The sequence below is a fragment of the Stenotrophomonas mori genome (assembly GCF_023556335.1).
In the GTDB taxonomy this organism is placed as follows: domain Bacteria; phylum Pseudomonadota; class Gammaproteobacteria; order Xanthomonadales; family Xanthomonadaceae; genus Stenotrophomonas; species Stenotrophomonas mori.
Genome location: NZ_JAIKTS010000004.1, coordinates 175,190 through 197,485 on the forward strand (window position 1 = coordinate 175,190; position 22,296 = coordinate 197,485).

Below are 22,296 nucleotides of genomic sequence, written 5' to 3' on the forward strand. Positions count from 1 at the left end.
GATGCGTGGCGCATTCCGCTGGGCCATGGCGGCCGCCGCATTCGCGCTGGCCTGCGCCCTCGTCCCCTGGTTGCCGCTGCCGCTTCCCGGCGCACCCACCGCCACCGCACTGGCGCTGGTGGCCGTCCTGTGCGGATTGCTGGCGGCACTGGCCGCGCACGCCAACGCCGAGACCACCGCGGCGCTGGTGCGCCGCGCGCGCCACGGCGACAACGAGCTGCAGCAGCTGCGCCAGGAACAGCGCCGCCACGTGCAGCTGGAGCAGCAACTGCTGCAGGCCAAGCAGGACGCCGAGGCGGCGATGCTGGCCAAGGGCGAGTTCCTGGCGACGATGAGCCATGAGATCCGCACCCCGCTCAACGGCATCATCCCGATGCTGGAGATGGTCGCGCAGGGGCCGCTGACCACCGAGCAGCGCGAAATGCTCGACACCGCCAGCGACAGCTCGCGAGCGCTGTTCCGCATCGTCGACGACATCCTCGACTACTCCAAGCTCGAAGCGCAGCGGCTGGAGCTGGAGATCACCACCTTCAACCTGCGCGAGCTGCTCGACTCGCTGCTGCACCTGATGCAGCGTTCGGCCGAGCACAAGGGCCTGGAGATCTCGCGCACGATCGATCCCGCGGTGCGGCTGGCGGTGCGCGGCGACCCGGTGCGCCTGCGGCAGGTGCTCAGCAACCTGGTGGTCAACGCCATCAAGTTCACCGAGCGCGGCACGATCCAGGTCCACGTCAGGCGGATGGGCGAGACCGGGGACGCGCACCTGCTGCGGTTCGATGTCCGCGACACCGGCATCGGCATCGATACCGTCCAGCAGACGCACCTGTTCAACGCCTTCACCCAGGCGGACGCCTCGACCACCCGTCTGTACGGCGGGACCGGCCTGGGACTGGCGATCTGCAAGCGCATCATCGACCTCATGCACGGCCGCATCGGGCTGCAGTCGACCCCGGGACAGGGTTCCACCTTCTGGTTCGAGATCCCCCTGCTCAAGGTGCCCGGCGACCTGCGCAGTCCGGTACACGACGGGCGGCCACGGGTGCTGCTGGTCTCCACCGACCGGGCACTGCGCGGGCGCCTGGAAGCCACCCTGCTCGGCGCGGGCTTCGCCCCGGACAGCGTGGACACCGTGCACGAGGCACTGGAGCGCCTGCGCGCCACCGGCACGTCCGCCTGGCACACGGTGATCGGCGACCTGCCATCGCTGCGCCACGGCACCTCGGCCCTCCAGCGAGCGGTCGGCGCCCAGCCGCCGGCACCCGGTGCGCCGACGCTGCTCTGGCTCCAGGGCGGGGATCCGCTGCCGGACGGGCTGCAGGGCGACGCCGTGGTGCTGCCGCGCCAGGACGACGCGGCGCTGCGCGCGCAGCTGTCCGCACCGCGGCCGGTGGCCGCCGCAGCCACGCCGGAGCCGCCCGCGGTGCCGGCCGAAGCCGGACAGCGGCTGGAAGGGGCGCGGCTGCTGCTGGTCGAGGACAACCCGGTCAACCTGCTGGTCGCGGAAAAGCTGCTGGCGGCCATCGGCTGCCGCACCGACTCGGCCATCAACGGCGAGCTCGCGCTGGAGAAGATGCGCCGGGAGCGGTACTCGGCGGTGCTGATGGATTGCCAGATGCCGGTGCTGGACGGCTATGCCGCCACCCGCCGCTGGCGCGAGGAGGAAGCCGGCCGCGGAACGCCGCGCCTGCCGATCATCGCGATGACCGCCAACGCCATGGCCGGCGACCGCGAGCGCTGCCTGGAGGCGGGCATGGACGACTACCTGTCCAAGCCGATTTCGCGCGAAGGCCTGCGCGCCTGCCTGCAGCGCTGGTGCCCCGCACCCGGCGCCGAGGCCCCGCACGCCTCCGCGGCGACGGCGACAAGCCAACCGGAGGTGCTGGAAGAGGCTCCGGCGCCAGCCATGCAGTCCACCGCGCTGCCCATCCTCGAACGCGCGGTGCTGGACGAGCTGCGCGAGATCGCCGGCCACGAGACCGCGGCCATCATCGACGTGTTCCTGGACGACACGCCCGCACTGGTGCGCCGTCTCCAGGATGCCGCCGTGGTGTCGGACTGCGTCCAGCTGCGCGAACTGGCACACAGCCTCAAGTCGGCCAGCGCCAATGTCGGCGCCCTGGCCCTGTCCACGGCGGCCCGCAGGGTGGAACTGGCGGCCCGCACCGGGGAACTGGAACGCCCCGCGGTGATGGTGGCCCTGATCATCGCCGAGTTCGCGCGCGCGCGGCTGGCGCTGATCGGCTACCAGTCCGACCTTTATGGCGAGGCCGCACCCGCGGCCCGCGACGGCGTCGAACCGTCCCTCCCCGGTCCGCAGGGCGCGGCCGGGACCCGCTGAGACCACCGGCAGCGCCGGCCCGGCGCGGACGCGCCGGCCGGCACCGCGGGTGCCCTGGTCAATCGTCCAGCTTGGTGAGCAGGTAGTTCGGCTCGCCGATGCGCTCGATCAGGTCCAGCTGGGTCTCCAGCCAGTCGATGTGCTCTTCCTCGGCATCGAGGAACGTCACGAACAGCTCGCGGCTGATGTAGTCGCCGGTGGTTTCCGCATGCGCGGCCGCCGTACCCAGCAGGGCCTTGCTCTCCGCGGCCAGCGCCAGGTCGCAGCGCAGGATCTCGACCGGGTTCTCGCCGATGCGCAGCTTGCCCAGGGCCTGGAAGTTCGGCAGCCCCTCGAGGAACAGGATGCGGTCGGCCAAGGCGTCACCGTGCTTCATCGCCCGGATCGAATCCTTGTACTCGTGCTCGGCCAGCTCCTTCAGCCCCCAGTTCTTCAGCATCTTGGCGTGCAGGAAATATTGGTTGATCGCCGTCAACTCGCTGTACAGCACCTTGTTGAGGTACTCGATGACCTTGGTGTCGCCCTTCATGGGGAATGCTCCTGAACGCAATGAACGGGTGCACTTTACCCGCTCGTCCGGACGCATGAAGGAACGCGAATCGTACGCATTGATTGCCGCGGCCAGGCCCGGCGCGGCGGCGCCCGCCAGGCGGGACGGTTCGATCGAAGCAGGGCCGCGGATCGGCCGCGGCGGGACACGCCGCCGCGTACGGCTCAGGCCACCCTGGCCAGCGCCAGCATCGGCAGGGGCAGCGCGCGTGCCGCAACGCCCTCGGACAACAGGTCGGCCGCCATGCCGAGGCAGGAGCCACAGGTCGAGCCGCAGCCGGTACGCATGGTCAGCTCGGATACCGAGCTGCAGCCGTTCTCGATGGCTTCGCGGATCTGGTGGTCGGTGACCCCGTTGCAGATGCAGACGTACACAGCGGACTTCGGGCAGGCAGGCCGGGAGTGGCCCGCAGCCATTCAAATAAAAACGAGAACCATTGTCAATAACGCCCGGCGGGCGGCGCTCAGCTTCCGCCCGGGCCTTCGCCCCGCAGCAGGCGCGGCCAGTGTCCCCGCTTGGGCAGCCGCTTGCGGGGCCGCTCATGGCCGGCGGTGTGTCCCGGCAGCCAGGCCTCCTGCGCGGCCGCCGGCATCGCCTGCACCCCCGATCCGGCGATGTCCCGCGCCATCGGCGCAAGGTGCCGCAGGGCGCGGGCGTAGACGCCGCGCTTGAACACCACCACATGCTCGACCGGGTACCAGAAGTCCACCCAGCGCCAATGGTCGAACTCGGGGCTGTCGGTATGGTCCAGGCGTACGTGCGTCTCGTCGCCGGTCAGGCGCAGCAGGAACCAGACCTGCTTCTGTCCGATGCAGACCTGCTTTTCGGTACGGCGGATGGCACGGCTGGGCAATCGATAACGCAGCCACCCCGGGGTGGCCCCCAGCACCTCGACATGTTCGGGCAACAGCCCGGTTTCTTCCTGCAACTCGCGATACATGGCTTCGACCGGCGTTTCGTCGGAGTTCATGCCGCCCTGCGGGAACTGCCAACCATCCCGGCGCACGCGACGCGCCCAGAACACCTGTCCGTCTTCCCGCATCAGCACGATGCCGACGTTCGGTCGATAGCCGTCCGGATCGATCACGATGCGGACTCCTAAGAATTTCTACTGGCTCGGACTCTGCCATGGCCGCCGTCGCGCCACAAGCGCGGAAAAAACAGTTGACAGAAGCGGCGGCGATACCCAGAATTGCCGGCTCCCTGGGGCTATGTAGCTCAGCCGGTTAGAGCACAGCACTCATAATGCTGGGGTCGGTGGTTCGAGTCCACCCATAGCCACCACCGGGATGCCTGCATTGGCATTCCCACAGGGAAGTGCGACAATACGCACCTGCATTGCCCCGTCGCCAAGCGGTAAGGCACCTGACTCTGACTCAGGCATTCGGTGGTTCGAATCCATCCGGGGCAGCCACATGCGAAAGGCCCGATCGAAAGATCGGGCCTTTCTTCGTTCACGGCATCCCGGCCCACGGCCATGACCGCGCGACCCTCCGGATCCGCCGTGGCAGGCCGCGCATGACCGCGGACAATGCACGCCGACCTCCCCGCCCATGCCCGGACCGCGAAGCCACCGGCGGCATTGCCGGGAGCGCCGCTGCTATCCCGCAGTACCCCGCACGCCCCACCGGCGGCGCACCAGCAACAAAAAACCCGGCCGAAGCCGGGTTTTTCGTTCCACTGCAGCCCTCCACGGAGGGAGGGCCGCACGGACCAGGCGCGTGGATCAGCGCTTGGAGAACTGCGTAGCGCGGCGGGCCTTGTGCAGACCGACCTTCTTGCGCTCGACCTCGCGGGCGTCGCGGGTCATGAAGCCGGCCTTGCGCAGCTCGGACTTCAGGCCTTCGTCGTACTCGACCAGGGCGCGGGCGATGCCCAGGCGGATCGCACCGGCCTGGCCGGTGGTGCCGCCGCCGATGGCGGTGACGAACACGTCGAAGCTCTCGGTGTTCTGGGTCAGCTCGAGCGGCTGGCGCACGATCATGCGCGCGGTCTCACGGCCGAAGAACTCGTCCAGCGGACGGCCGTTGACGGTGATGTTGCCGGTGCCCTTGCGCAGGAACACGCGGGCGGTGGAGGACTTGCGGCGGCCAGTGCCGTAGTTTTGCGTGATAGCCATGATTAGATATCCAGAACTTGCGGCTGCTGGGCGGCGTGCGGATGCTCGGCGCCGGCGTAGACCTTGAGCTTGCGGTACATCGCGCGGCCCAGCGGACCCTTCGGCAGCATGCCCTTGACGGCGGTCTCGATCACGCGCTCCGGGTGGCGCTCCAGCGCCTGGGCCAGGGTCTCGGTCTTCAGGTTGCCGATGTAGCCGGTGAAGCGGTGGTACTGCTTGTCCTGCAGCTTCTTGCCGGTGACGACAATCTTCTCTGCATTGATGACAACCAGGTAGTCGCCGGTATCGACGTGCGGCGTGTAGACGGGCTTGTGCTTGCCACGCAGGCGGCGGGCCAGCTCGGTGGCCAGACGGCCAAGGGTCTTGCCCGAGGCGTCGACGAGATACCAGTCACGCTGGACGGTCTCGTTCTTTGCGGTGAAAGTGCTCATGAAAGAACTCTGTGTAGGTCGGGCTCATTGCGGCGGGGATCCGCCGGAACTCTGCCACGCGTTGTGAAGGTGAAACACAAGGGCGGGATTGTATCGGCCGTCCGGCGCGGGCGCAAGCCGGGGCCTGCCGCGCTTGGCAGGCCTGCCGCCAATGGCGAGAATCGGCGCGTGCCCCCAACCCCCGTGACGCCATGACCGCGCTCCGCGCCCCGACCCCCCTGGACCACCTGCTGACCGAGGCCCAGCGCGCGCTGGACACGGTATTCGGCAACCCGCCCGCCGCCCGCGCCAATCCGGCCGGGGACACGCCCGAAGCCGCGCTGGAGCCCGCCGAGCGGCGGCATGCCGCCGGCCTGATGCGCATCAACCATGTCGGCGAGGTCTGCGCGCAGGGCCTGTATTTTGGCCAGGCCGCGGTCGCCCGCGACCCCGCCACCCGCACGCACCTGCTGGAGGCCGCCCAGGAGGAGACCGACCACCTGAGCTGGTGCGCGGACCGCCTGCGTGAGCTGGACAGCCGCCCGAGCCTGTTCAACCCGCTGTGGTATGCCGGCAGCTACACCATCGGCGCCCTGGCCGGACTCCGCGGCGACGGCTGGAACCTCGGTTTCGTGGTGGAGACCGAACGCCAGGTCGAAGCCCACCTGGGCGAACACCTGGAAACCCTGCCGGCCGCCGACCAGCGCAGCCGGGAAATCCTCAAGGTCATGAAGATCGACGAGGCCCGTCACGCCGAACACGCCGAACACGCCGGCGCCCGCCGCCTGCCGCAGCCGATCCCGGCGGCGATGGCGCTGGCCTCCCGGTTCATGAAGGCCATCGCCTACCGGCTCTGAGCCGCCGCGGCGCCCGCATGACGGGTCGGGCCCTGCCATGCATCCGCCGGAAGCGGCCGCCGGCGGATCAGCTGACGACCTTCAGGCCGATCACCCCGGAAACGATCAGGCCGATGCACAGCAGCCGCGGCCAGTTGGCGCTGTCGCCGAACAGCAGGATTCCCAGCGCCGCGGCGCCGACCGCACCGATCCCGGTCCAGATCGCGTAGCCGGTGCCGATCGGGATCGTCTTCAGCGCCTGCGACAGGCACCAGAAGCTCACCACCATCGCCGCCAGCGTGCCCACGCTCGGCCACAGCCGGCTCCAGCCCTCGGTGTACTTCAAGCCGATTGCCCAGGCGATCTCGAACAGACCGGCCACCAGCAGATAGACCCAGGCCATGATGGTTTCTCCTTGCGTTGGAAGACAGAAAAAAGGCGGCCCGGTGCGTGAGCACCGGGCCGCCGTCGGCTGAGGTCCATGGGCCAGCCATGGGGCGGGCCGTCCCGCCAAGTATTTCAGTGCGGCGATCCTACCGGCCCGCCACCGAACCGCACGTAACCGTCACTCGGCCAGGTTGCGGCCATGGAACAGCTCTTCGATCTCGCGACGCAGCAGCGTCTCGATCTTCATGCGCTCCTTGAACGACAGGTTCTTGGCCTTCTCCTCGAACAGGTACTGGTCCAGGTCGAAGTCCTTCAGGTGCATCTTCGTATGGAAGATGTTCTCCTGGTAGACGTTGACGTCGAACATCTCGTAGCGCGACTTGATGTTCTTGGCCAGGAAGTTCTGGATCGAGTTGATCTTGTGGTCGATGAAGTGCTTCTTGCCCTTCACGTCACGGGTGAAGCCGCGCACGCGGTAATCCATGATCACGATGTCCGATTCCAGACTCTCGATCAGGTAGTTGAGCGCCTTCAGCGGCGAGATCACGCCGCAGGTGGCCACGTCGATGTCGGCACGGAACGTGGCGATACCTTCCTGCGGATGGGTCTCCGGGTAGGTATGCACGGTGATGTGCGACTTGTCCATGTGCGCGACCACGGCATCGGAAATCAGCTCCTTGCCGGCGGCCTTCTTGTCGATCACCGGTTCCTCGGAAATGAGGATGGTGACCGACGCACCCTGCGGGTCGTAGTCCTGGCGCGCGATGTTCAGGATGTTCGCGCCGATGATCTCAGCGACATCGGTGAGGATCTGCGTGAGTCGATCGGCGTTGTACTCCTCGTCGATGTACTCGATGTATCGCTGGCGCTCCTCTTCGGTACGCGCATAGCAGACGTCATAGATGTTGAAGCTCAGCGCCTTGGTGAGGTTGTTGAAGCCCTGCAACCTCAGGCGAGGCAACGGCTTGACCACGATGGTCGGTCCTGTGAGGTGGGAAAGGGGCCAATTATGGGGCAAACTGCCCCTCGGCGAAACGTGTACGCATTGTCGGCGTTTGCCCCTGGGGGCCGGGGTCGTTAAGCTCGCGCATTAAGCAAGTTCATCATTGGTACATGGACGTCATCATGACCTCAGGGATCATCCATTCCGTGTCTAACATGCGTCTCGCTCCCAGCCCGCTGGCTCTGGATGTCGTCGCCATCGAGCGTTTTCTGGCCCACAGCCACCGCCGCCGCTATCCCACCCGGACCGATGTATTCCGCCCCGGCGACCCCGCCGGCACCATGTACTACGTCATCAGCGGCTCGGTCAGCATCATTGCCGAGGAAGAAGAGGACCGCGAGCTGGTGCTGGGCTATTTCGGCCCCGGCCAGTTCGTCGGCGAGATGGGACTGTTCATCGAATCGGACCGGCGCGAGGTCATCCTGCGCACGCGCACGCCGTGCGAACTGGCCGAGATCAGCTACGAGCGCCTGCACCAGCTGTTCCAGGGCCCGCTCGCGGGCGATGCGTCCAAGCTGCTGTACGCCATCGGCTCGCAGATCTCCCGGCGTCTGCTGCACACCAGCCGCAAGGCCAGCCGGCTCGCGTTCCTGGACGTCACCGACCGCATCGTGCGCACGCTGCACGACCTGGCCAAGGAGCCGGAGTCGATGAGCCATCCGCAGGGCACCCAGCTGCGCGTCTCGCGGCAGGAAATCGCGCGTCTGGTCGGCTGCTCGCGCGAAATGGCCGGGCGCGTGCTCAAGAAGCTGCAGGCCGACGGCATGCTGCATGCACGCGGCAAGACCATCGTGCTGTACGGGACGCGCTGAAGGCGCGCATGCGCGCTTTCAGCCCCGGGGCGCGCAGCGCACGCTCCGGGTCCCGCCCACTGATCCCCCGGACCCCCGCGCCTGCCGGCACGCGCCCTTCGCCAGAGGGCGCGATCCCGATGGATGCAGCGCGCTGCGGGCCTCGAAGCAAGGCCCTCATCTGATGCGGTCCACCGCCTTGACGCACCTGCCCCAAGCCAGCAGGCTCCACTGATGGAGTTTGGAAGCGAGTTCTACTGGTTCATCCTGATCGGCATCGGCGCGCAGCTCGTCGATGGCGCGCTCGGCATGGCGTTCGGCCTGGTGTCCTCGTCGGTGCTGTTGAGCATGGGCCTGCCCCCCGCCGCGGTCAGTGCCAGCATCCATACCGCGGAGGTCTTCACCACCGGTGCCTCCGGGGTTTCGCACCTGGTGGCCGGCAATGTCGACCGGCGGCTGTTCCTGCGCCTGGCACTGCCCGGCGCGGTCGGCGGCGTGGTCGGCGCCTACATCCTCACCCAGCTGCCCGGCGACATCATCCGCCCCTTCATCTACCTCTACCTGCTGGCGCTCGCGATCTTCATCCTGGCGCGCGCGGCCGGGCGCTTCTCGCCCCGCCGCGAAGTGCAGCGGGTTCCGGTGCTGGGCTTCTTCGCCGGCCTGCTCGATGCCAGCGGCGGCGGCGGCTGGGGACCGGTGGCGACCTCGACCCTGCTCGCCCGCGGCGGCCAGGCGCGCACCACCATCGGCACCGTGAATGCCGCCGAGTTCATCGTCACCCTGGCGATCTCGGCCACGTTCCTGCTGTCGATGGGGCTGCAGTACCTGTCCATCGTCGCCGGCCTGCTGGTCGGCGGCATGATGGCCGCGCCGGTCGCGGCGCTGCTGGTGAAGCGGGTCAAGGAACGCTGGGTGCTGATCGCGGTCGGAGTGCTGGTGCTGTCGATCAGCCTGTTCCAGATCGGCCATGCACTGAGCCGCTGGTTCGGCGCCTGAGGGCGCCTGCGCTCCGGAAAACAGCGCCTCCTGCCTGCGGTGCAGTCCCGGCCACCCCACCGCTGGATGCGGCATGCAGGTCCGTCGCGTCCCCGAAACGGCCCGCCCGCCCTGGCGTCCGGGCCTCACCCGCGCCACCGTCCGGCCCCCGCGCGCAGGTGGCGGCCATCCGCGGCCGGCACCGCCTGCGGTCCATCCGCCAGCCATCCGCTCCGCGCACGATACACAGCGGACCACGCCTGCACGGGCGGCTGGCGCGTCCGGTACGCGCCGCACGGTTCAGGGCGTGTCGCCGCCCCGGTCCACGCAGCCCCAGTTGAGGACCGGCGTGCCGGGCGGAAGCACCTTGCGGAAATACGCCACGCGCGCCGGCTTGGGGTTGACCACCACCGGCGCCGCCGCGGCCTTCAGCAACGGCAGGTCGGCAGTGCTGTCCGAATAGGCGATCGCGATGTCGCCATAGCCGCGCTCGCGCAGCATGCGCATCTTCTCTTCGTTGTGGCAGTGCCGGGTGGCGCCCATGGCGCCCAGGCGCGGCCCCACCTCGCTGCCGATCACCGGCACGTCCTGGTGGGCGACGAACGCCAGGATGGCCCGCGCCAGCTCCGGCGGCGCACCGGTCGCCACCACCACCCGGTCGCCGGCACGGCGGTGTGCCGCGAACACCTCCAGCGCACGCGGCAGCAGGCGCGCACGGATGCCAGCCTCATGCCCGCGCACGTACTGGTCGATGATGCCGTTGAACGCCCGCGCTCCGTGCAGCCCGAACGTCGCGATCCACACATAGCCGGAAATGCCGAAGCGGCGCGTGGGCAGCATCGCCACCAGCGGCCCCAGCAGCGGCGTCGCCAGCAGCGCGGCCAGCATCCGCAGCGGGTTGCGCCGGATCAGCCAGGCGAACAGGTGGCTGCCGGAATCGCCGTCGTACAGGGTGTGGTCGAAATCGAATACGACCAGGGTCGCGTCGTCGCTAGGAATGGGAAAGCGTTCGCTCATGCCCCGAAGAATAGCTGACGCAGGCCTTCGCCCGGCTCCTGCACGCGCATGAAGGCCTCGCCGACCAGGAAGGCGTTGATGCCGGCGTCGCGCATGGTCTTCACATCGGCCGGGCCGAGGATGCCGCTCTCGGTGACCAGCAGCCGGTCGCGGGGCACCGCGTCCTTCATCGACAGCGTGGTCTCCAGCGACACCTCGAAGGTGCGCAGGTTGCGGTTGTTGATGCCCACCAGCGGCACCGGCACCTGCAGCGCGCGCTCCAGCTCGTCGATGTCGTGCACTTCCACCAGCACGTCCATGCCCAGTTGCATGGCCAGGTCGGACAGTTCGGCCAGCTGGCGGTCGTCCAGTGCCGAGACGATCAGCAGCACGCAGTCCGCGCCCAGCACCCGCGCCTCGACCACCTGGTAGGGATCCACCACGAAATCCTTGCGCAGCACCGGCAGCGTGCAGGCCTCGCGTGCCTGCTGCAGGTAGGCGTCGGCGCCCTGGAAGAAGTCCACGTCGGTCAGCACCGACAGGCAGCTGGCGCCGCCGAACTCATAGCCCACCGCGATCTCCGCCGGACGGAAGTCGGCACGGATCACCCCCTTGGAAGGGCTGGCCTTCTTGATCTCGGCGATCACCGCCGGATCGCCCTGGGCGATCGCCGCCTGCAGCGCGGCGGCGAATCCCCGCACCGGTGGCGCCTCGCCCAGGCGCGCCTTCAGCGCCGCCAGCGGGACGCGCGCGCTGCGCTCGGCCACCTCCTGCGACTTGCGGGCGAGGATGGTGTTGAGGATGTCACTCATGGTTCTGCGTTCCTGGAAGACGGTAGCGGGCGGTAGCGGGAAGGAGCCGTCAGCCGGCCAGTGTACGGCTGACGGCCACGTACTGCTCCAGCCGGGCGCGAGCGCTGCCCTCGGCGATGGCCGCGCGCGCGCGCGCCAGGCCGTCGGCGATGCTGTCGGCCACGCCGGCCACGTACAAGGCGGCACCGGCATTGAGCGCGACGATGTCGGTGGCCGGGCCCGGCTGGTTGTCGAGCACCGCGCGCAGCAGGGTGATCGAGTGCGCCGGGGCGTCGACCTTCAGGTTGCGGCTGGCCGACATGGCGATGCCGAAGTCTTCCGGGTGGATCTCGTACTCGCGCACCTTGCCGTCGCGCAGTTCGCCGACCAGGGTGCCGGCGCCCAGCGAAATCTCGTCCATGTTGTCGCGGCCCCAGACCACCAGCGCGCGCGTGGCCCCCAGCTCGCGCAGCACGCGCGCCTGGATGCCCACCAGGTCGGAGTGGAACACCCCCATCAGGATGCTTTCGGCACCGGCCGGATTGGTCAGCGGGCCGAGGATGTTGAAGATGGTGCGCACGCCCATCTCGCGGCGCACGGGCGCCACCACCTTCATCGCCGGGTGGTGCACCGGCGCGAACATGAAACCGATGCCGGTGCGGGCGATGCATGCCGCCACCTGCTCGGGGCTGAGCTCGATCGCCGCGCCCAGGGCCTCGAGCGCGTCGGCGCTGCCCGACTTGGACGACACGCTGCGGTTGCCGTGCTTGGCCACCTTGGCGCCGGCGGCCGCGGCGACGAACATCGCGCAGGTCGAGATGTTGAAGGTGTGCGAACCGTCGCCGCCGGTGCCGACGATGTCCACCAGATGGCGCCGGTCGGCGACCGCCACCGGCAGCGCCAGCTCGCGCATCACCGAGGCCGCACCGGCGATCTCGCCGACGGTTTCCTTCTTGACCCGCAGACCGGTGAGGATGGCGGCGGTCATGGTCGGGGAGACCTCGCCGCGCATGATCTGGCGCATCAGGTCGACCATCTCGTCGAAGAAGATCTCGCGATGCTCGATGGTGCGTTGCAGGGCTTCCTGCGCGGTGATGGTCATGTCGATGACGGCTCCGGGAATTCAGGGGAGGAGGAGGTAGTCGCTCTGGACGGCGATGCCGTCGTGCGCGCCGGGAACCAGGTGCACGTGCAGGCCGGCGACCGCGCCGATCCGCAGGCAGTCGTCCACGTCCAGCAGCGCGTCGCGGTGCGGCTTGAGCCAATGCGGTGCGGCCTGGCGCAGGGCCGTGGCCTTGGCCTGCACGGGATCGGCGGCGGCCACCAGCAGGTAGCCGTGTTCCTCGCCGAAGGCGCCATCCACGTAGCCGCCGAGATTGACGAAGTAGAGCTTCGGCCCCTCCGCCGGCGGCTGCGTGGACAGCCGCACCCGGTAGCGGTCGACCCCGTCGACCGCCATCCACGAATCCAGGTGCAGCCCCGCGGGCGCGCCGAACCACTGGTCGCGCAGCTGCGGATAGGCCTGCTCGATGCACGGCGCGGCCACGAAGACCACGTCGTGCACCTCGATGTTGGCGCGCGGATGGCGCCCGCCCAGCATCGCCACGAACAGGCGCGGACCGCCATCGCTCACGGCAGCGGCCTCGTGCTCAGCGCCAGGCGCATGCCGAAGCCGATGAACAGCACCCCGGCCACGCGGTCCAGCCAGCGCATGCCGCGCGCCGCCCAGCGGCTGCTGCGCATGCGGTCGGCCAGCAGCACGTAGCTGGCGTTGACCGGCACCGAGTTGACGATGAACACCCCGCCCAGCAGCGCGAACGCCAGGGTCTTGTTCTGCTCCGACGGTGCGATGAACTGGGGCAGGAAGGCCAGGAAGAACAGCACCACCTTGGGGTTCAGCACGTTGGTCAGGAACCCCCCGGCGAACACCTGCCAAGGGGAGCCGGCCGCCGCCAGCGGTGCGGCGCCCGCCGCCGGCAGCACCGGGGCCGCATCCGCCCGCAGCATGCGCACTCCCACCCACAGCAGGTAGGCCGCGCCGATCCACTTGATGGCGATGAACAGCGTCGCCGAGGTCGCCAGCAGCACGCCCAGCCCGAGCGAGGCCACCGCCACGTGCACCAGGCAGCCGGCGCTGATGCCGGCGACCGCGAGGAAGCCCGCCCGGCGACCGCCGCGCAACGCGCGGGTGACGATGTACAGCACGTCCGGGCCCGGCGTGAGGTTGAGCAGCCAGCACGCCACGACGAACAGCAGCAGCTGGCCCGGCTCGATCAGCATGTGCGCTCCAGGAAGTTCTTCAGCAGCGCGTGCCCATGCTGGGTGAGGATGGATTCGGGATGGAACTGCACCCCTTCCACCGGATGCTCCCTGTGCCGCAGGCCCATGATCTCCTCCATCGAACCGTCGGCGTTCTCGGTCCAGGCCGTGATCTCCAGCGCGGCCGGCAACGTGTTCCTGTCCACCACCAGCGAGTGGTAGCGGGTGGCCTCGTAGCGGTCCGGCAGGCCGGCGAACACGCCCTTGCCCTCATGGCGGATCGGCGAGGTCTTGCCGTGCATGATGTTGCCGGCGCGGATCACGTCTCCGCCGTACACCTGACCGATGCTCTGGTGCCCCAGGCACACGCCGAGAAGGGGGATGGACGGCCCGAGCCGGCGGATCACCTCCAGCGACACGCCGGCGTCGTCGGGCGTCTTCGGCCCCGGCGACACCACGATGTGCGAGGGCTGCAGCGCGGCGATCTGCTCGACGTCCAGCGCGTCGTTGCGCACCACCTTCACCTCGGCCCCCAGCATCTGCAGGTACTGCACGAGGTTGAAGGTGAAGCTGTCGTAATTGTCGATCATCAACAGCATTTCAATGCACCTGAGTCTTGAGCAAATTAATGAACGCGCTGCACACGATGAGGAAGTACCTCGCGTCTGCCTGTTTTAGTTCGCTGTCGTCAACCAGCGCATGACGGATACCGTCAGCATCGCTGGTGTAACCGTACATCTTCGAGAACGCTGACTTCAGTGCTGGATGCAACCGTCCACCCTTTTCCATGGACTTCAAAGCATCATCCAACGTCGCCCTAGTACTTCCTGTGACAACCTTAGCCATCGCCTCGACTGCGGAAATCGACTCCTTAATTGAGTTCCGAAAATCTGGACTATCCCTATCGGTCAAATGCTTTATCGAAGCTCTCAGATGTTCAGCAACTCCAGCAAATCGCTCATCCAGTGCAGCCGAAATCTCCTTCACCTCAATCTCATCAGATATAGGACAAAAGCGATCATCAATTATTCGAAACCCCGAACTTTCTCTCTCAAGCGCGCCATCAATTAGCTGCCTAAGCTTTGAATCATTTCTTCTTACTCGCAACACAAACTCAATGAAATCGTAGACCTCATTCCACTTGCACGAGAAGAAGTAAGAACGGATTTCAGCCCAGACATCACTGTAATCAGCCGGATCCCCATACATCGAATGAGAAATCGGCCGCTGATCGACCGGCCGTTTGAAGAAATGCCACCAGAGGACCTCCGTGAAATAATCTTCATCAAAGCCTTGAGATCGAAAGAGATATCGATCCAGCACATTCCAGAGGCCATTTCTCAGCTCCTGATCCATCCCGTTCAACTGAACAACGGATCTCGGCTGCTTTATGCCCATTCGTTCACTGAAATTGGACACGGCTCACAGCCCCTTCGCCGCCTGCGCCACCGCGCGGAACAGCGCGCGGCCCTTGTTCATGGTTTCCTGCCACTCGGCATCCGGATCGGAGTCGTGGACCACGCCGCCGCCGGCCTGCACGTACAGGTGCCCGTCCTGGATCACCGCGGTGCGGATGGCGATGGCGGTATCGGCATCGCCGTTCCAGCCGATGTAGCCGACCGCGCCGGAATAGACATTGCGCTTGACCGGCTCCAGCTCGCGGATGATCTCCAACGCGCGGATCTTCGGCGCACCACTGACGGTACCGGCGGGGAACGTGGCGCGCAGCACGTCGCTGTAGCTCAATCCGGCGCGCAGCTTGCCGGTGACCTCGCTGACGATGTGCATGACGTGGCTGTAGCGCTCGATCACGAACTGCTCGCCCACCTCCACCGATCCCGGCTCGGCGACCCGGCCGACGTCGTTGCGGCCCAGGTCGATCAGCATCACGTGTTCGGCACGTTCCTTGGGATCGGCCAGCAGCTCCGTCTCCAGCGCCAGGTCCTGTTCGGGCGTGGCGCCGCGCGGACGGGTGCCGGCGATCGGGCGCACGGTGACCACGCCGTCGCGCAGCCGGGCGAGGATCTCCGGTGACGAGCCCACCACCTGGGTGCCGCCGACATCGATGAAGTACATGTACGGCGAGGGATTCAGCGCCCGCAGCGCGCGGTACACGTCGATCGGACGCGCGCGGAACGGCACCCGCAGGCGCTGGCTCGGCACCACCTGGAAGATGTCGCCGGCGCGCACGTACTCCTGCGCCTTGCGCACCACCGCGTGGTACTGCTCGCGGGTGAAGGAGGACTTGAAGTCCTGCTCGTCGATGGCGTCGGACACCTGTGCCTGCGGGTAGCCCGCGCCGGCCTGGCGCAGGCGGTGCGCCAACTCGTCCAGGCGCCGGTTGGCGCGCGCCCAGGCCCGCGGCTGCGCGGGGTCGGCATGCACGATCAGGTACAGCCGGCCCTTGAGGTTGTCGAACACCGCCAGCTCTTCGGACAGCATCAGCAGGATGTCCGGCGTCCCCAGCTCGTCGGGCTTGGCGTCGGCACCCAGGTGCGGCTCGATGTACTGGATGCACTCGAAGCCGAACCAGCCGACCAGCCCGCCGGTGAAGCCCGGCAGGCCCTCCAGCTGCGGCACCGAATACTGCCGGCGCAGCAGTTCGACCTCGGCCAGCGGGTCGGCGACCTCGCGGCGCTCCACGACCTCGCCCATCTCGCTGACTTCCAGGGCATGCCCGCGGAAGCTGTAGAGGCGCCGGGCAGGCAGGCCGATGATCGAATAGCGCCCGAAGCGCTCGCCGCCCTCGACCGATTCGAACAGGTAGGTATAGGGGCCGTCGGCGAGCTTCAGGTAGACCGAAAGCGGGGTGTCCAGGTCGGACAGCACTTCACGGACGACGGGGACGAAGTTGTGCGGGTGCGCGCTCTGGCCTTCAGCGGCCAGCTGCTGGAACTGCTCTTGCGTGATCAAGACGGCTTTCCTTCCGGGAAACGGCGGTGGCGGAACGGACGACGGCAACGGGCCACCATCGCCACCAGCGGCGAGCGGAAGAAAGGGAACGCTTGGTCGTCAGAATGGGCACCGGGCAACTCTACCGCAAGATCGCGGCGCCGTGTGCATCCGCAACATCCCGAATCGCTTGCAGCAGCAACGATCCGCACGGCCGCCGGCCCTGTGCCCGGACACCGGCCCGGCCGCCACGGGCACCTCGCCCCGGCGATGTCATGCGGGTGTCACGATCGCCCCGGAGAATGGGAGTCCATAGCAGGGACGATGGATGGAGGCAGGATCAGCCTCCCACGTATTCCCCGGGCCGCAACGGCGACGTTGCGGCTTTTTTTTGCCTGGCGCGGAAGCCGCGGTGATGGCGAAGCTCGCGGACATGGCCTGGCGCGGCTGGCCGGGTGCCCGTTCCATCGCCGCCTGCACGCGCGGACCCGCGCGCCACCGGCGCCTCTCCGCGAGCCGCGTATCCGGCAAGGCCGGGGCGCGCGCCACATGTCCCGGGCCCGGACGGCCATGCGGCGCACCTCCTTTCCGGCGGGCACGCGCGCTGCGGGGGCGCCTCGTCCTGGTGCGCCCCGGCGCCGCTCAGGCGCTTTCGGCGAAGTTCCGCAGGGCTTCGCCCTGCAGCCGGTACACGGTCCATTCGTCCTGGGCGACCGCACCGGCGGCCTGGTAGAACGCGATGGCCGGCGTGTTCCAGTCCAGCACCGACCACTCGAAGCGGCCGCAGCCCTCGGCGACGGCGCGCCGGGCGATGTGCTGCAGCAGCGCCTTGCCGGCGCCGCAGCCGCGGTGCTCGGGGCTGACGTACAGGTCCTCCAGGTAGATGCCGTTGCGGCCCAGCCAGGTGGAGTAGTTGTAGAAGAACACCGCGTAGCCGACGGCGCGGCCGGCCTGCTCGCAGATCAGCGCCTGCGCCTTGGCGCCATCGCCGAACAGGCTGGCGCGGATCCCGGCCTCGTCGGTCTGCACCGAGGATTCGGCCCGCTCGTAGATCGCCAGCTCGCGGATGAACTCCAGGATCAGGCCGGCGTCGTCGGCGGTCGCTGGGCGGATGTGCAGGTCGTCGGTCATGGGTCAGCTCCGTACCGCGGCGACGTTGGCGCGCATCTGCGCGATCACCTGCGTGTAGTCCGGGGCATTGAAGATCGCCGAGCCGGCGACGAAGGCATCGGCGCCGGCCGCGGCGATCGCGCCGATGTTGTCGGCCTTGACCCCGCCGTCCACTTCCAGCAGCACCGGCTTGCCGAGCTTGTCGATCATCGCCCGCACCGCGCGCAGCTTGTCCAGCGTGGACGGGATGAAGGCCTGGCCGCCGAAGCCCGGGTTGACCGACATCAGCAGCACCAGGTCCAGGTCCTCCAGCACCCAGTCCAGCACCTCCACCGGCGTGGCCGGGTTGAGCACCAGGCCGGCCTTGCAGCCATGGGACTTGATCAGCTGGATGGTGCGGTGGACATGCCTGGACGCCTCCGGGTGGAAGCTGATGAGGCTGGCGCCGGCCTCGGCGAAGTCCGGCACGATGCGGTCCACCGGCTCGACCATCAGGTGCACGTCGATCGGCGCGGTCACGCCGTGCGTGCGCAGCGCCTTGCAGACCATCGGGCCGATGGTCAGGTTGGGCACGTAATGGTTGTCCATCACGTCGAAGTGGACCCAGTCGGCGCCGGCGGCGAGGACGTTGTCGACCTCTTCGCCGAGCCGGGCGAAGTCGGCCGAAAGGATGGACGGGGCGATGATGCAGTTGGACATGGCGGGACCTTCAGGACGTGGGTGCGGGCCGCCCGCCGCAGCGGGCCGGTGGCGGCTGGCGGGGCGGTGCAGGCGCAGCGTAGGGGGATTGCGGGGGCATTGCGAGCGGCGCGTCCGGCGTCAACGGCGCCTGCGCAGGGCCTTGATGCGGTCATAGGCGGCATTGATCCGCCGCGCCTTCCGTTCCGCCTCGGCACGCAGCTCCGGGGCCGCGCCGGCCACCTTGTCCGGATGGTACTGGGACATCAGCCGCCGGTAGGCCAGGTCGATCTCCGGGTCGCTGGCCTCGCGGGTCAGCCCCAGTTCGCGGTACGGCAGGTCCTTGCCGAGCCGGAACCAGTCGCGGTCGAAGGCGTGCCCCAGCAGCAGGCCGACAGCGGCGCCGAACAGGGGATTGGGCCTGAAAAGCAGGGCCCCGGCGATCAATCCGAGCAGTTTTCCGTACCAGCGCATGGAGAGGACGGTGACCAAGACGGGGCGGACGTGCATTTTATGCCACAGCGGCCCCGGAGCGCTTTACACTAGGCCGCCCGCCGTCCTGCCGCGGGCCCCAAGGGTCCTGGCCGGCGGCCTCATCGCCAAGTTCCAGGAGTGCCCGTGCCGACCACGCTGCTGCAATCCGACCTTCCCGGCCTGCCCTTGCGCCACCGCGGCAAGGTGCGCGATGTCTTCGATATCCCCCGCGAACGTCTGCCCGCCGATACTCCTGCCGGCGATTACCTGCTGATCGTCGCCACCGACCGCCTGTCCGCGTTCGACGTGGTGCTGCCCGACCCGATTCCCGGCAAGGGCGAGATGCTGTGCCAGGTCTCCAACTTCTGGTTCGCCAAGACCGCGCACCTGATGCCCAACCACCTGACCGGCATCGACGTGGCCAGCGTGCTGCCGGCCGGCGTGGACCCGGCGCTGTACGCGCGGCGCGCGGTGGTCACCCGCAGGCTCAAGCCGGTGCCGGTGGAGGCCATCGCCCGCGGCTACCTGATCGGCAGCGGCTGGAACGACTACCAGCGCACCGGGCAGGTCAGCGGCATCGCCCTGCCCGACGGCCTGCAGCAGGCGCAGAAGCTGCCCGAGCCGATCTTCACCCCGTCGACCAAGGCCGCGGTGGGCGACCACGACGAGAACATCGACTTCGACACCATGGTCAGGTCGGTGGGCGCCGAGCTGGCCGAGAAGGTCCGCGACGCGACCCTGCGCATCTACCGTTTCGCGGCCGACTACGCCGCCGAGCGCGGCATCCTGCTGGCCGACACCAAGTTCGAGTTCGGCACCGATGCCGACGGCCGCCTGTACATCATGGACGAGATGCTCACGCCCGATTCCTCGCGCTACTGGCCGGCCGACGAGTACGCGGTCGGCACCAGCCCGCCGAGCTACGACAAGCAGTTCGTGCGCGACTACCTGGAAACGCTGGACTGGGACAAGACCGCGCCGGGCCCGGCCCTGCCGGCCGAGGTGATCGCGCGCACCCGCGGCAAGTACGCCGAAGCGCTGCAGAAACTGGCCGGCATCCACATCGACTGACCGCGGCGCGCACCCGCGCGCCGCACCGACCCCGCCGGGAGGGAGAAGATGGACATCAGTGCCGCACGCCCCATCGACCGCTGGTTCGCCAGCTATTCCGGCGACCACCGCAACCCGGCCAACCAGGCCATCCACGTGGTCGCGGTGCCGGCCATCCTGTGGTCGGTGATCGCCCTGCTGTGGTGCCTGCCGCCGTTGTTGACCTGGTTCCAGTCCGGCATCTGGGCGGCGCTGGCGATGTTCGCCACCTGGGCCTACTACAACCGCCTGTCGCGTCCGCTCGGCATCGGCATGCTGATCGTGTTCTTCGTCTGCGGCTGCCTGTGCCGCCTGCTGGAGGAACGCATCGGGCTGCGCGGCCTGCTGGCCACCGGCATCGGCGTGTTCGTGGTGGCCTGGGTGGCACAATTCATCGGCCACCGCATCGAAGGCCGCCGGCCCAGCTTCCTCACCGACCTGACCTACCTGCTGATCGGCCCGATCTGGGTGCTGGCCAAGCTCTACCGGCAGTTCGGCTGGAAGTACTGAGCGGCGCATCCCCGTCGGGGTACCCGGGCCGCCGCCCCCTCGGCAGGGCTTTGGCGGTGGTGCCCCAGCGGGGCACGGCCCCGCCCTACAACAGCGGGGCTCCGCGGTTCTGCAGCGTCGGGCCCGCACCCGGGCAGGCGTAGCCGGTGGTGCCTCAGCGGGGCGCGGCCCCGCTCTACAGGCCGACCATGTCCGGGGTCGGCAGGAATGGCCGCGGCGCATAGCCGAAATCGCGCTGTGCGGGGCCAAGGTCGAACACCAGCGGTTCGCGCATGCGTGCCAGCGCCGCGGCATTCAGGCCGCGCAGGCGCCCGGCGGCGTGCGCCAGCGCCAGTGCCGCCCGGAACAGCGGCGCGGGTACCCGCCACAGCCGCGGCGGTGGCCGCAGCGCGGCCAGCACCCGCCGCACCATCTCCGAGTAACCCAGCATCTCGCCGCCCCCCAGGGCGTAGGCGCGGCCGGCGGTGGCCGGATGCCGCAGCACCCGCAGCGCCGCATCGGCCAGGTCCTGCACGTGCACCGGCTGGCGCAGGCCGTCGGCACCGCGCGGCAGCACGAACAGGCCCACGCGTGCGGCAAGCTGCGCGATCGCGGTCAAGGTCGCATCGCGGCCGGCGCCATACACCAGCGTGGGGCGCAGCACCGTCGCCGCCGCGCCACGCGCGTGCGCGGTGGCGAACAGCGCCGCCTCGGCGTCGCGCAAGCGCCGCGCCACGTCGCGCTCGGCCGGCTCGGACGAATCGCGCTTGACCTCGACACTGGTGGAACCGAACGCCACCACCCGCGCTGCGGCCGTGTCCGAGGCCGCATACCAGCGCGCGAAATGGTCCAGCGGGCCACAGCTGAACACCGCGTCGAATGCGCCCTCGTCCGGCCAGCGGGTGGCCAGGTCGCCCTGCCGCCAGCACAGCCCCGGCGCCGGCGGACGCGACGTGCGCGAGACCGCGCAGACCTGCCAGCCACCGGCCAGCAGCGCAACCAGTACGCGTTCGCCGATCTGGCCACTGCCGCCGAACACCAGCGCGCGGCGTACCGGCGTCCCGTCGTGTCGCTCCCTTTCCATGCGCGCAGCATAGGCGATGGAAACCCGGGCCGCGTACTGCGGGTAGACTCGACGCGACCGCTCCAGCGAGGCCGCCATGCCCCACGACGCCCCTGCCACGCCGCCCGGCGCCATCCTGCTGGCCACCGACCTGAGCGCGCGCTGCGACCGTGCGCTGGCCCGTGCACTGCAGCTCGCCCGGCAGTGGAACGCCCGGCTGGTGGTGGCCACCGTGCTGCCGCCGCGGCCGGTCCCGCCGACGGCCGCAGGCCTGCCGGAATCCTCCGATCCGCTGGCCCGCGAACATGCCCGCCAGTCCGTGGAGTGGCGGTTGCGCCGCGATCTCGGCGACGAAGCCGACGGCGTCGCGCTGGACATCCATGTCGGCGAAGGCCATGTCGGCCGCGCCGTGCTTCAGCTCGCCCACGAGACCGGCTGCGGCCTGATCGTGACCGGGGTGGCCAGCGATCCGCTGTTCGAGCTGCCCGCGCTGGGCTCGACGGTGCTGTGGCTGACCCGCCACTCACCGCTGCCGTTGCTGGTGGTGCACCGGCGGCCGCGCGGCCCCTACCGCCACCTCGCGGTGGCGACCGACTTCTCCGACAGCGCGCACCACGCGACGCTGCGCGCCCTGGCGCTGTTCGGCCCGCCACTGAAGCTGCAGCTCGTGCACGCCCTGGCGGTGCCGGGAAGCGCGCTGCTCGGCGGCGACCGCACGCAGGCGCTGGCCCAGGCGCGCCGGCATGCCGACGGGCGGGCCCGCGATGCCCAGGCCGCCCTGGCCGGGCAGCTGGCGCCGGGACAGGTGCAGGCGGTGATCGCCGACGGCGATCCGGTGCGGCTGCTGCGCCAGCACGCCGGCACGGACGATCCGGACCTGGTCGTGGTCGGCACCCACGGCCGTGGCGCGCTGTTCGAGCTGCTGATCGGCAGTGTCGCGCGGCGGCTGGTGGCCCAGCTGGAAACCGACACCCTGCTGGTGCGCGACCAGCGGGCGCTGCCGCCGGAGCCCGTGGCCTGAGCCGTCGCGACGCCCCGCGCCAGGC

26 protein-coding genes and 2 tRNA genes are annotated in these 22,296 nt (G+C 69.1%); 9 read left to right on the forward strand and 19 right to left on the reverse strand.

Going from position 1 to position 22,296, the window contains the following annotated elements; genetic code table 11:
• Position 1: 1 nt before the first annotated feature.
• Positions 2–2,338: a hybrid sensor histidine kinase/response regulator gene (locus K5L01_RS12110; RefSeq protein ID WP_250064760.1), complete on the forward strand. Its 2,337-nt coding sequence runs from the start codon at positions 2–4 to the stop codon at positions 2,336–2,338.
• A gap of 58 nt (positions 2,339–2,396) precedes the next feature.
• On the opposite strand, the gene bfr is transcribed toward K5L01_RS12110, so the two are convergent.
• The 3 genes from bfr to K5L01_RS12125 form a co-directional block, all read right to left on the reverse strand.
• Positions 2,397–2,867: a bacterioferritin gene (gene bfr, locus K5L01_RS12115; protein ID WP_250064761.1), complete on the reverse strand. Its 471-nt coding sequence runs from the start codon at positions 2,865–2,867 to the stop codon at positions 2,397–2,399.
• Between the two features lie 185 nt (positions 2,868–3,052).
• Entirely contained in the window at positions 3,053–3,262 is a 210-nt protein-coding gene (locus K5L01_RS12120; protein WP_250064762.1) for a (2Fe-2S)-binding protein, read from the reverse strand.
• Positions 3,263–3,351: 89 nt separating this feature from the next.
• Positions 3,352–3,975, reverse strand: a complete 624-nt coding sequence (locus K5L01_RS12125) for an RNA pyrophosphohydrolase (RefSeq protein ID WP_250064763.1) — start codon at positions 3,973–3,975, stop codon at positions 3,352–3,354.
• Between the two features lie 120 nt (positions 3,976–4,095).
• Between K5L01_RS12125 and K5L01_RS12130 the strand changes: the two genes are divergently transcribed.
• Together K5L01_RS12130 and K5L01_RS12135 are read left to right on the forward strand one after the other, a co-directional pair.
• Positions 4,096–4,172: transfer RNA gene (locus K5L01_RS12130), tRNA-Met, on the forward strand.
• A gap of 55 nt (positions 4,173–4,227) precedes the next feature.
• Positions 4,228–4,302 (forward strand) — tRNA-Gln (locus tag K5L01_RS12135).
• A gap of 312 nt (positions 4,303–4,614) precedes the next feature.
• On the opposite strand, the gene rpsI is transcribed toward K5L01_RS12135, so the two are convergent.
• Together rpsI and rplM are read right to left on the reverse strand one after the other, a co-directional pair.
• Complete coding sequence (gene rpsI, locus K5L01_RS12140) at positions 4,615–5,007, reverse strand: 30S ribosomal protein S9 (RefSeq protein WP_250064764.1); 393 nt, start codon at positions 5,005–5,007, stop codon at positions 4,615–4,617.
• 2 nt (positions 5,008–5,009) lie between these two features.
• Positions 5,010–5,438 (reverse strand): 50S ribosomal protein L13, encoded by a 429-nt coding sequence (gene rplM / locus K5L01_RS12145; protein WP_250064765.1) that lies wholly within the window; start codon positions 5,436–5,438, stop codon positions 5,010–5,012.
• A 191-nt stretch (positions 5,439–5,629) separates the two neighbouring features.
• On the opposite strand from rplM, the gene coq7 reads away from it, so the two are divergent.
• Positions 5,630–6,274: a 2-polyprenyl-3-methyl-6-methoxy-1,4-benzoquinone monooxygenase gene (gene coq7, locus K5L01_RS12150; protein WP_250064766.1), complete on the forward strand. Its 645-nt coding sequence runs from the start codon at positions 5,630–5,632 to the stop codon at positions 6,272–6,274.
• A gap of 67 nt (positions 6,275–6,341) precedes the next feature.
• Here the strand turns inward: coq7 and sugE are convergent, their stop codons facing one another.
• Positions 6,342–6,656 (reverse strand): quaternary ammonium compound efflux SMR transporter SugE, encoded by a 315-nt coding sequence (gene sugE, locus K5L01_RS12155; protein ID WP_250064767.1) that lies wholly within the window; start codon positions 6,654–6,656, stop codon positions 6,342–6,344.
• Positions 6,657–6,818: 162 nt separating this feature from the next.
• Positions 6,819–7,613 carry an adenosylmethionine decarboxylase gene (gene speD / locus K5L01_RS12160; protein ID WP_250064768.1) on the reverse strand — a complete coding sequence of 265 codons (795 nt, stop codon included), beginning with the start codon at positions 7,611–7,613 and terminating at the stop codon, positions 6,819–6,821.
• A gap of 152 nt (positions 7,614–7,765) precedes the next feature.
• Between speD and crp the strand changes: the two genes are divergently transcribed.
• Together crp and K5L01_RS12170 are read left to right on the forward strand one after the other, a co-directional pair.
• Positions 7,766–8,455 carry a cAMP-activated global transcriptional regulator CRP gene (crp, locus tag K5L01_RS12165; RefSeq protein ID WP_425603888.1) on the forward strand — a complete coding sequence of 230 codons (690 nt, stop codon included), beginning with the start codon at positions 7,766–7,768 and terminating at the stop codon, positions 8,453–8,455.
• Positions 8,456–8,668: 213 nt separating this feature from the next.
• On the forward strand, positions 8,669–9,430 hold the full coding sequence (locus K5L01_RS12170; protein WP_250064769.1) for a sulfite exporter TauE/SafE family protein: 762 nt from the start codon (positions 8,669–8,671) through the stop codon (positions 9,428–9,430).
• Positions 9,431–9,709: 279 nt separating this feature from the next.
• Here the strand turns inward: K5L01_RS12170 and K5L01_RS12175 are convergent, their stop codons facing one another.
• The 11 genes from K5L01_RS12175 to K5L01_RS12225 all read right to left on the reverse strand — a co-directional run bounded on the left by K5L01_RS12175 (position 9,710) and on the right by K5L01_RS12225 (position 18,609).
• Positions 9,710–10,426, reverse strand: a complete 717-nt coding sequence (locus K5L01_RS12175; protein ID WP_250064770.1) for a haloacid dehalogenase-like hydrolase — start codon at positions 10,424–10,426, stop codon at positions 9,710–9,712.
• On the reverse strand, positions 10,423–11,217 hold the full coding sequence (gene trpC, locus K5L01_RS12180) for an indole-3-glycerol phosphate synthase TrpC (protein WP_250064771.1): 795 nt from the start codon (positions 11,215–11,217) through the stop codon (positions 10,423–10,425). Before trpC ends, K5L01_RS12175 begins: the two co-directional genes overlap by 4 nt.
• A 49-nt stretch (positions 11,218–11,266) precedes the next feature.
• Positions 11,267–12,298, reverse strand: coding sequence for an anthranilate phosphoribosyltransferase (gene trpD, locus K5L01_RS12185; RefSeq protein ID WP_250064772.1), 1,032 nt, complete (start codon positions 12,296–12,298; stop codon positions 11,267–11,269).
• A gap of 21 nt (positions 12,299–12,319) precedes the next feature.
• A complete protein-coding gene (locus K5L01_RS12190; protein WP_250064773.1) occupies positions 12,320–12,829 on the reverse strand; it encodes a DUF1543 domain-containing protein in 510 nt (169 codons plus the stop codon).
• Positions 12,826–13,476, reverse strand: a complete 651-nt coding sequence (locus K5L01_RS12195; RefSeq protein WP_250064774.1) for a LysE family translocator — start codon at positions 13,474–13,476, stop codon at positions 12,826–12,828. The genes K5L01_RS12190 and K5L01_RS12195 overlap by 4 nt, the downstream gene beginning before the upstream one ends.
• Positions 13,470–14,054, reverse strand: a complete 585-nt coding sequence (locus K5L01_RS12200) for an anthranilate synthase component II (RefSeq protein ID WP_250064775.1) — start codon at positions 14,052–14,054, stop codon at positions 13,470–13,472. The genes K5L01_RS12195 and K5L01_RS12200 overlap by 7 nt, the downstream gene beginning before the upstream one ends.
• Before the next feature lies 1 nt (position 14,055).
• Complete coding sequence (locus K5L01_RS12205) at positions 14,056–14,874, reverse strand: AbiJ-NTD4 domain-containing protein (protein ID WP_250064776.1); 819 nt, start codon at positions 14,872–14,874, stop codon at positions 14,056–14,058.
• 3 nt (positions 14,875–14,877) lie between these two features.
• On the reverse strand, positions 14,878–16,368 hold the full coding sequence (gene trpE / locus K5L01_RS12210) for an anthranilate synthase component I (RefSeq protein ID WP_250064777.1): 1,491 nt from the start codon (positions 16,366–16,368) through the stop codon (positions 14,878–14,880).
• Between the two features lie 621 nt (positions 16,369–16,989).
• Complete coding sequence (locus K5L01_RS12215) at positions 16,990–17,478, reverse strand: GNAT family N-acetyltransferase (RefSeq protein WP_250064778.1); 489 nt, start codon at positions 17,476–17,478, stop codon at positions 16,990–16,992.
• A 3-nt stretch (positions 17,479–17,481) separates the two neighbouring features.
• Complete coding sequence (gene rpe, locus K5L01_RS12220) at positions 17,482–18,156, reverse strand: ribulose-phosphate 3-epimerase (RefSeq protein ID WP_250064779.1); 675 nt, start codon at positions 18,154–18,156, stop codon at positions 17,482–17,484.
• A 120-nt stretch (positions 18,157–18,276) separates the two neighbouring features.
• Positions 18,277–18,609 carry a J domain-containing protein gene (locus K5L01_RS12225; protein ID WP_250064984.1) on the reverse strand — a complete coding sequence of 111 codons (333 nt, stop codon included), beginning with the start codon at positions 18,607–18,609 and terminating at the stop codon, positions 18,277–18,279.
• 144 nt (positions 18,610–18,753) lie between these two features.
• Between K5L01_RS12225 and K5L01_RS12230 the strand changes: the two genes are divergently transcribed.
• Positions 18,754–19,680, forward strand: coding sequence for a phosphoribosylaminoimidazolesuccinocarboxamide synthase (locus tag K5L01_RS12230; protein ID WP_250064780.1), 927 nt, complete (start codon positions 18,754–18,756; stop codon positions 19,678–19,680).
• Between the two features lie 48 nt (positions 19,681–19,728).
• Positions 19,729–20,208 (forward strand): Mpo1 family 2-hydroxy fatty acid dioxygenase, encoded by a 480-nt coding sequence (locus K5L01_RS12235; RefSeq protein ID WP_250064781.1) that lies wholly within the window; start codon positions 19,729–19,731, stop codon positions 20,206–20,208.
• A 175-nt stretch (positions 20,209–20,383) separates the two neighbouring features.
• Here the strand turns inward: K5L01_RS12235 and K5L01_RS12240 are convergent, their stop codons facing one another.
• On the reverse strand, positions 20,384–21,271 hold the full coding sequence (locus K5L01_RS12240; RefSeq protein ID WP_250064782.1) for an SDR family oxidoreductase: 888 nt from the start codon (positions 21,269–21,271) through the stop codon (positions 20,384–20,386).
• A 76-nt stretch (positions 21,272–21,347) separates the two neighbouring features.
• Here K5L01_RS12240 and K5L01_RS12245 point away from each other — a divergent pair, with 76 nt between their 5' ends.
• Complete coding sequence (locus K5L01_RS12245; RefSeq protein WP_250064783.1) at positions 21,348–22,271, forward strand: universal stress protein; 924 nt, start codon at positions 21,348–21,350, stop codon at positions 22,269–22,271.
• Positions 22,272–22,296 lie beyond the last annotated feature (25 nt).

Bases quoted from the DNA above. Each gene is read 5' to 3' on its own strand.
- K5L01_RS12225 (WP_250064984.1), bottom strand. From the start codon at position 18,609: ATGCGCTGGTACGGAAAACTGCTCGGATTGATCGCCGGGGCCCTGCTT.
- rplM (WP_250064765.1), bottom strand. From the start codon at position 5,438: ATGAGCACTTTCACCGCAAAGAACGAGACCGTCCAGCGTGACTGGTAT.
- trpD (WP_250064772.1), bottom strand. From the start codon at position 12,298: ATGACCATCACCGCGCAGGAAGCCCTGCAACGCACCATCGAGCATCGC.
- trpC (WP_250064771.1), bottom strand. From the start codon at position 11,217: ATGAGTGACATCCTCAACACCATCCTCGCCCGCAAGTCGCAGGAGGTG.
- K5L01_RS12235 (WP_250064781.1), top strand. From the start codon at position 19,729: ATGGACATCAGTGCCGCACGCCCCATCGACCGCTGGTTCGCCAGCTAT.
- bfr (WP_250064761.1), bottom strand. From the start codon at position 2,867: ATGAAGGGCGACACCAAGGTCATCGAGTACCTCAACAAGGTGCTGTAC.
- K5L01_RS12110 (WP_250064760.1), top strand. From the start codon at position 2: ATGCGTGGCGCATTCCGCTGGGCCATGGCGGCCGCCGCATTCGCGCTG.
- K5L01_RS12170 (WP_250064769.1), top strand. From the start codon at position 8,669: ATGGAGTTTGGAAGCGAGTTCTACTGGTTCATCCTGATCGGCATCGGC.
- K5L01_RS12245 (WP_250064783.1), top strand. From the start codon at position 21,348: ATGCCCCACGACGCCCCTGCCACGCCGCCCGGCGCCATCCTGCTGGCC.
- sugE (WP_250064767.1), bottom strand. From the start codon at position 6,656: ATGGCCTGGGTCTATCTGCTGGTGGCCGGTCTGTTCGAGATCGCCTGG.
- K5L01_RS12200 (WP_250064775.1), bottom strand. From the start codon at position 14,054: ATGCTGTTGATGATCGACAATTACGACAGCTTCACCTTCAACCTCGTG.
- crp (WP_425603888.1), top strand. From the start codon at position 7,766: ATGACCTCAGGGATCATCCATTCCGTGTCTAACATGCGTCTCGCTCCC.
- rpe (WP_250064779.1), bottom strand. From the start codon at position 18,156: ATGTCCAACTGCATCATCGCCCCGTCCATCCTTTCGGCCGACTTCGCC.
- K5L01_RS12215 (WP_250064778.1), bottom strand. From the start codon at position 17,478: ATGACCGACGACCTGCACATCCGCCCAGCGACCGCCGACGACGCCGGC.
- coq7 (WP_250064766.1), top strand. From the start codon at position 5,630: ATGACCGCGCTCCGCGCCCCGACCCCCCTGGACCACCTGCTGACCGAG.
- rpsI (WP_250064764.1), bottom strand. From the start codon at position 5,007: ATGGCTATCACGCAAAACTACGGCACTGGCCGCCGCAAGTCCTCCACC.
- K5L01_RS12195 (WP_250064774.1), bottom strand. From the start codon at position 13,476: ATGCTGATCGAGCCGGGCCAGCTGCTGCTGTTCGTCGTGGCGTGCTGG.
- K5L01_RS12175 (WP_250064770.1), bottom strand. From the start codon at position 10,426: ATGAGCGAACGCTTTCCCATTCCTAGCGACGACGCGACCCTGGTCGTA.
- K5L01_RS12240 (WP_250064782.1), bottom strand. From the start codon at position 21,271: ATGGAAAGGGAGCGACACGACGGGACGCCGGTACGCCGCGCGCTGGTG.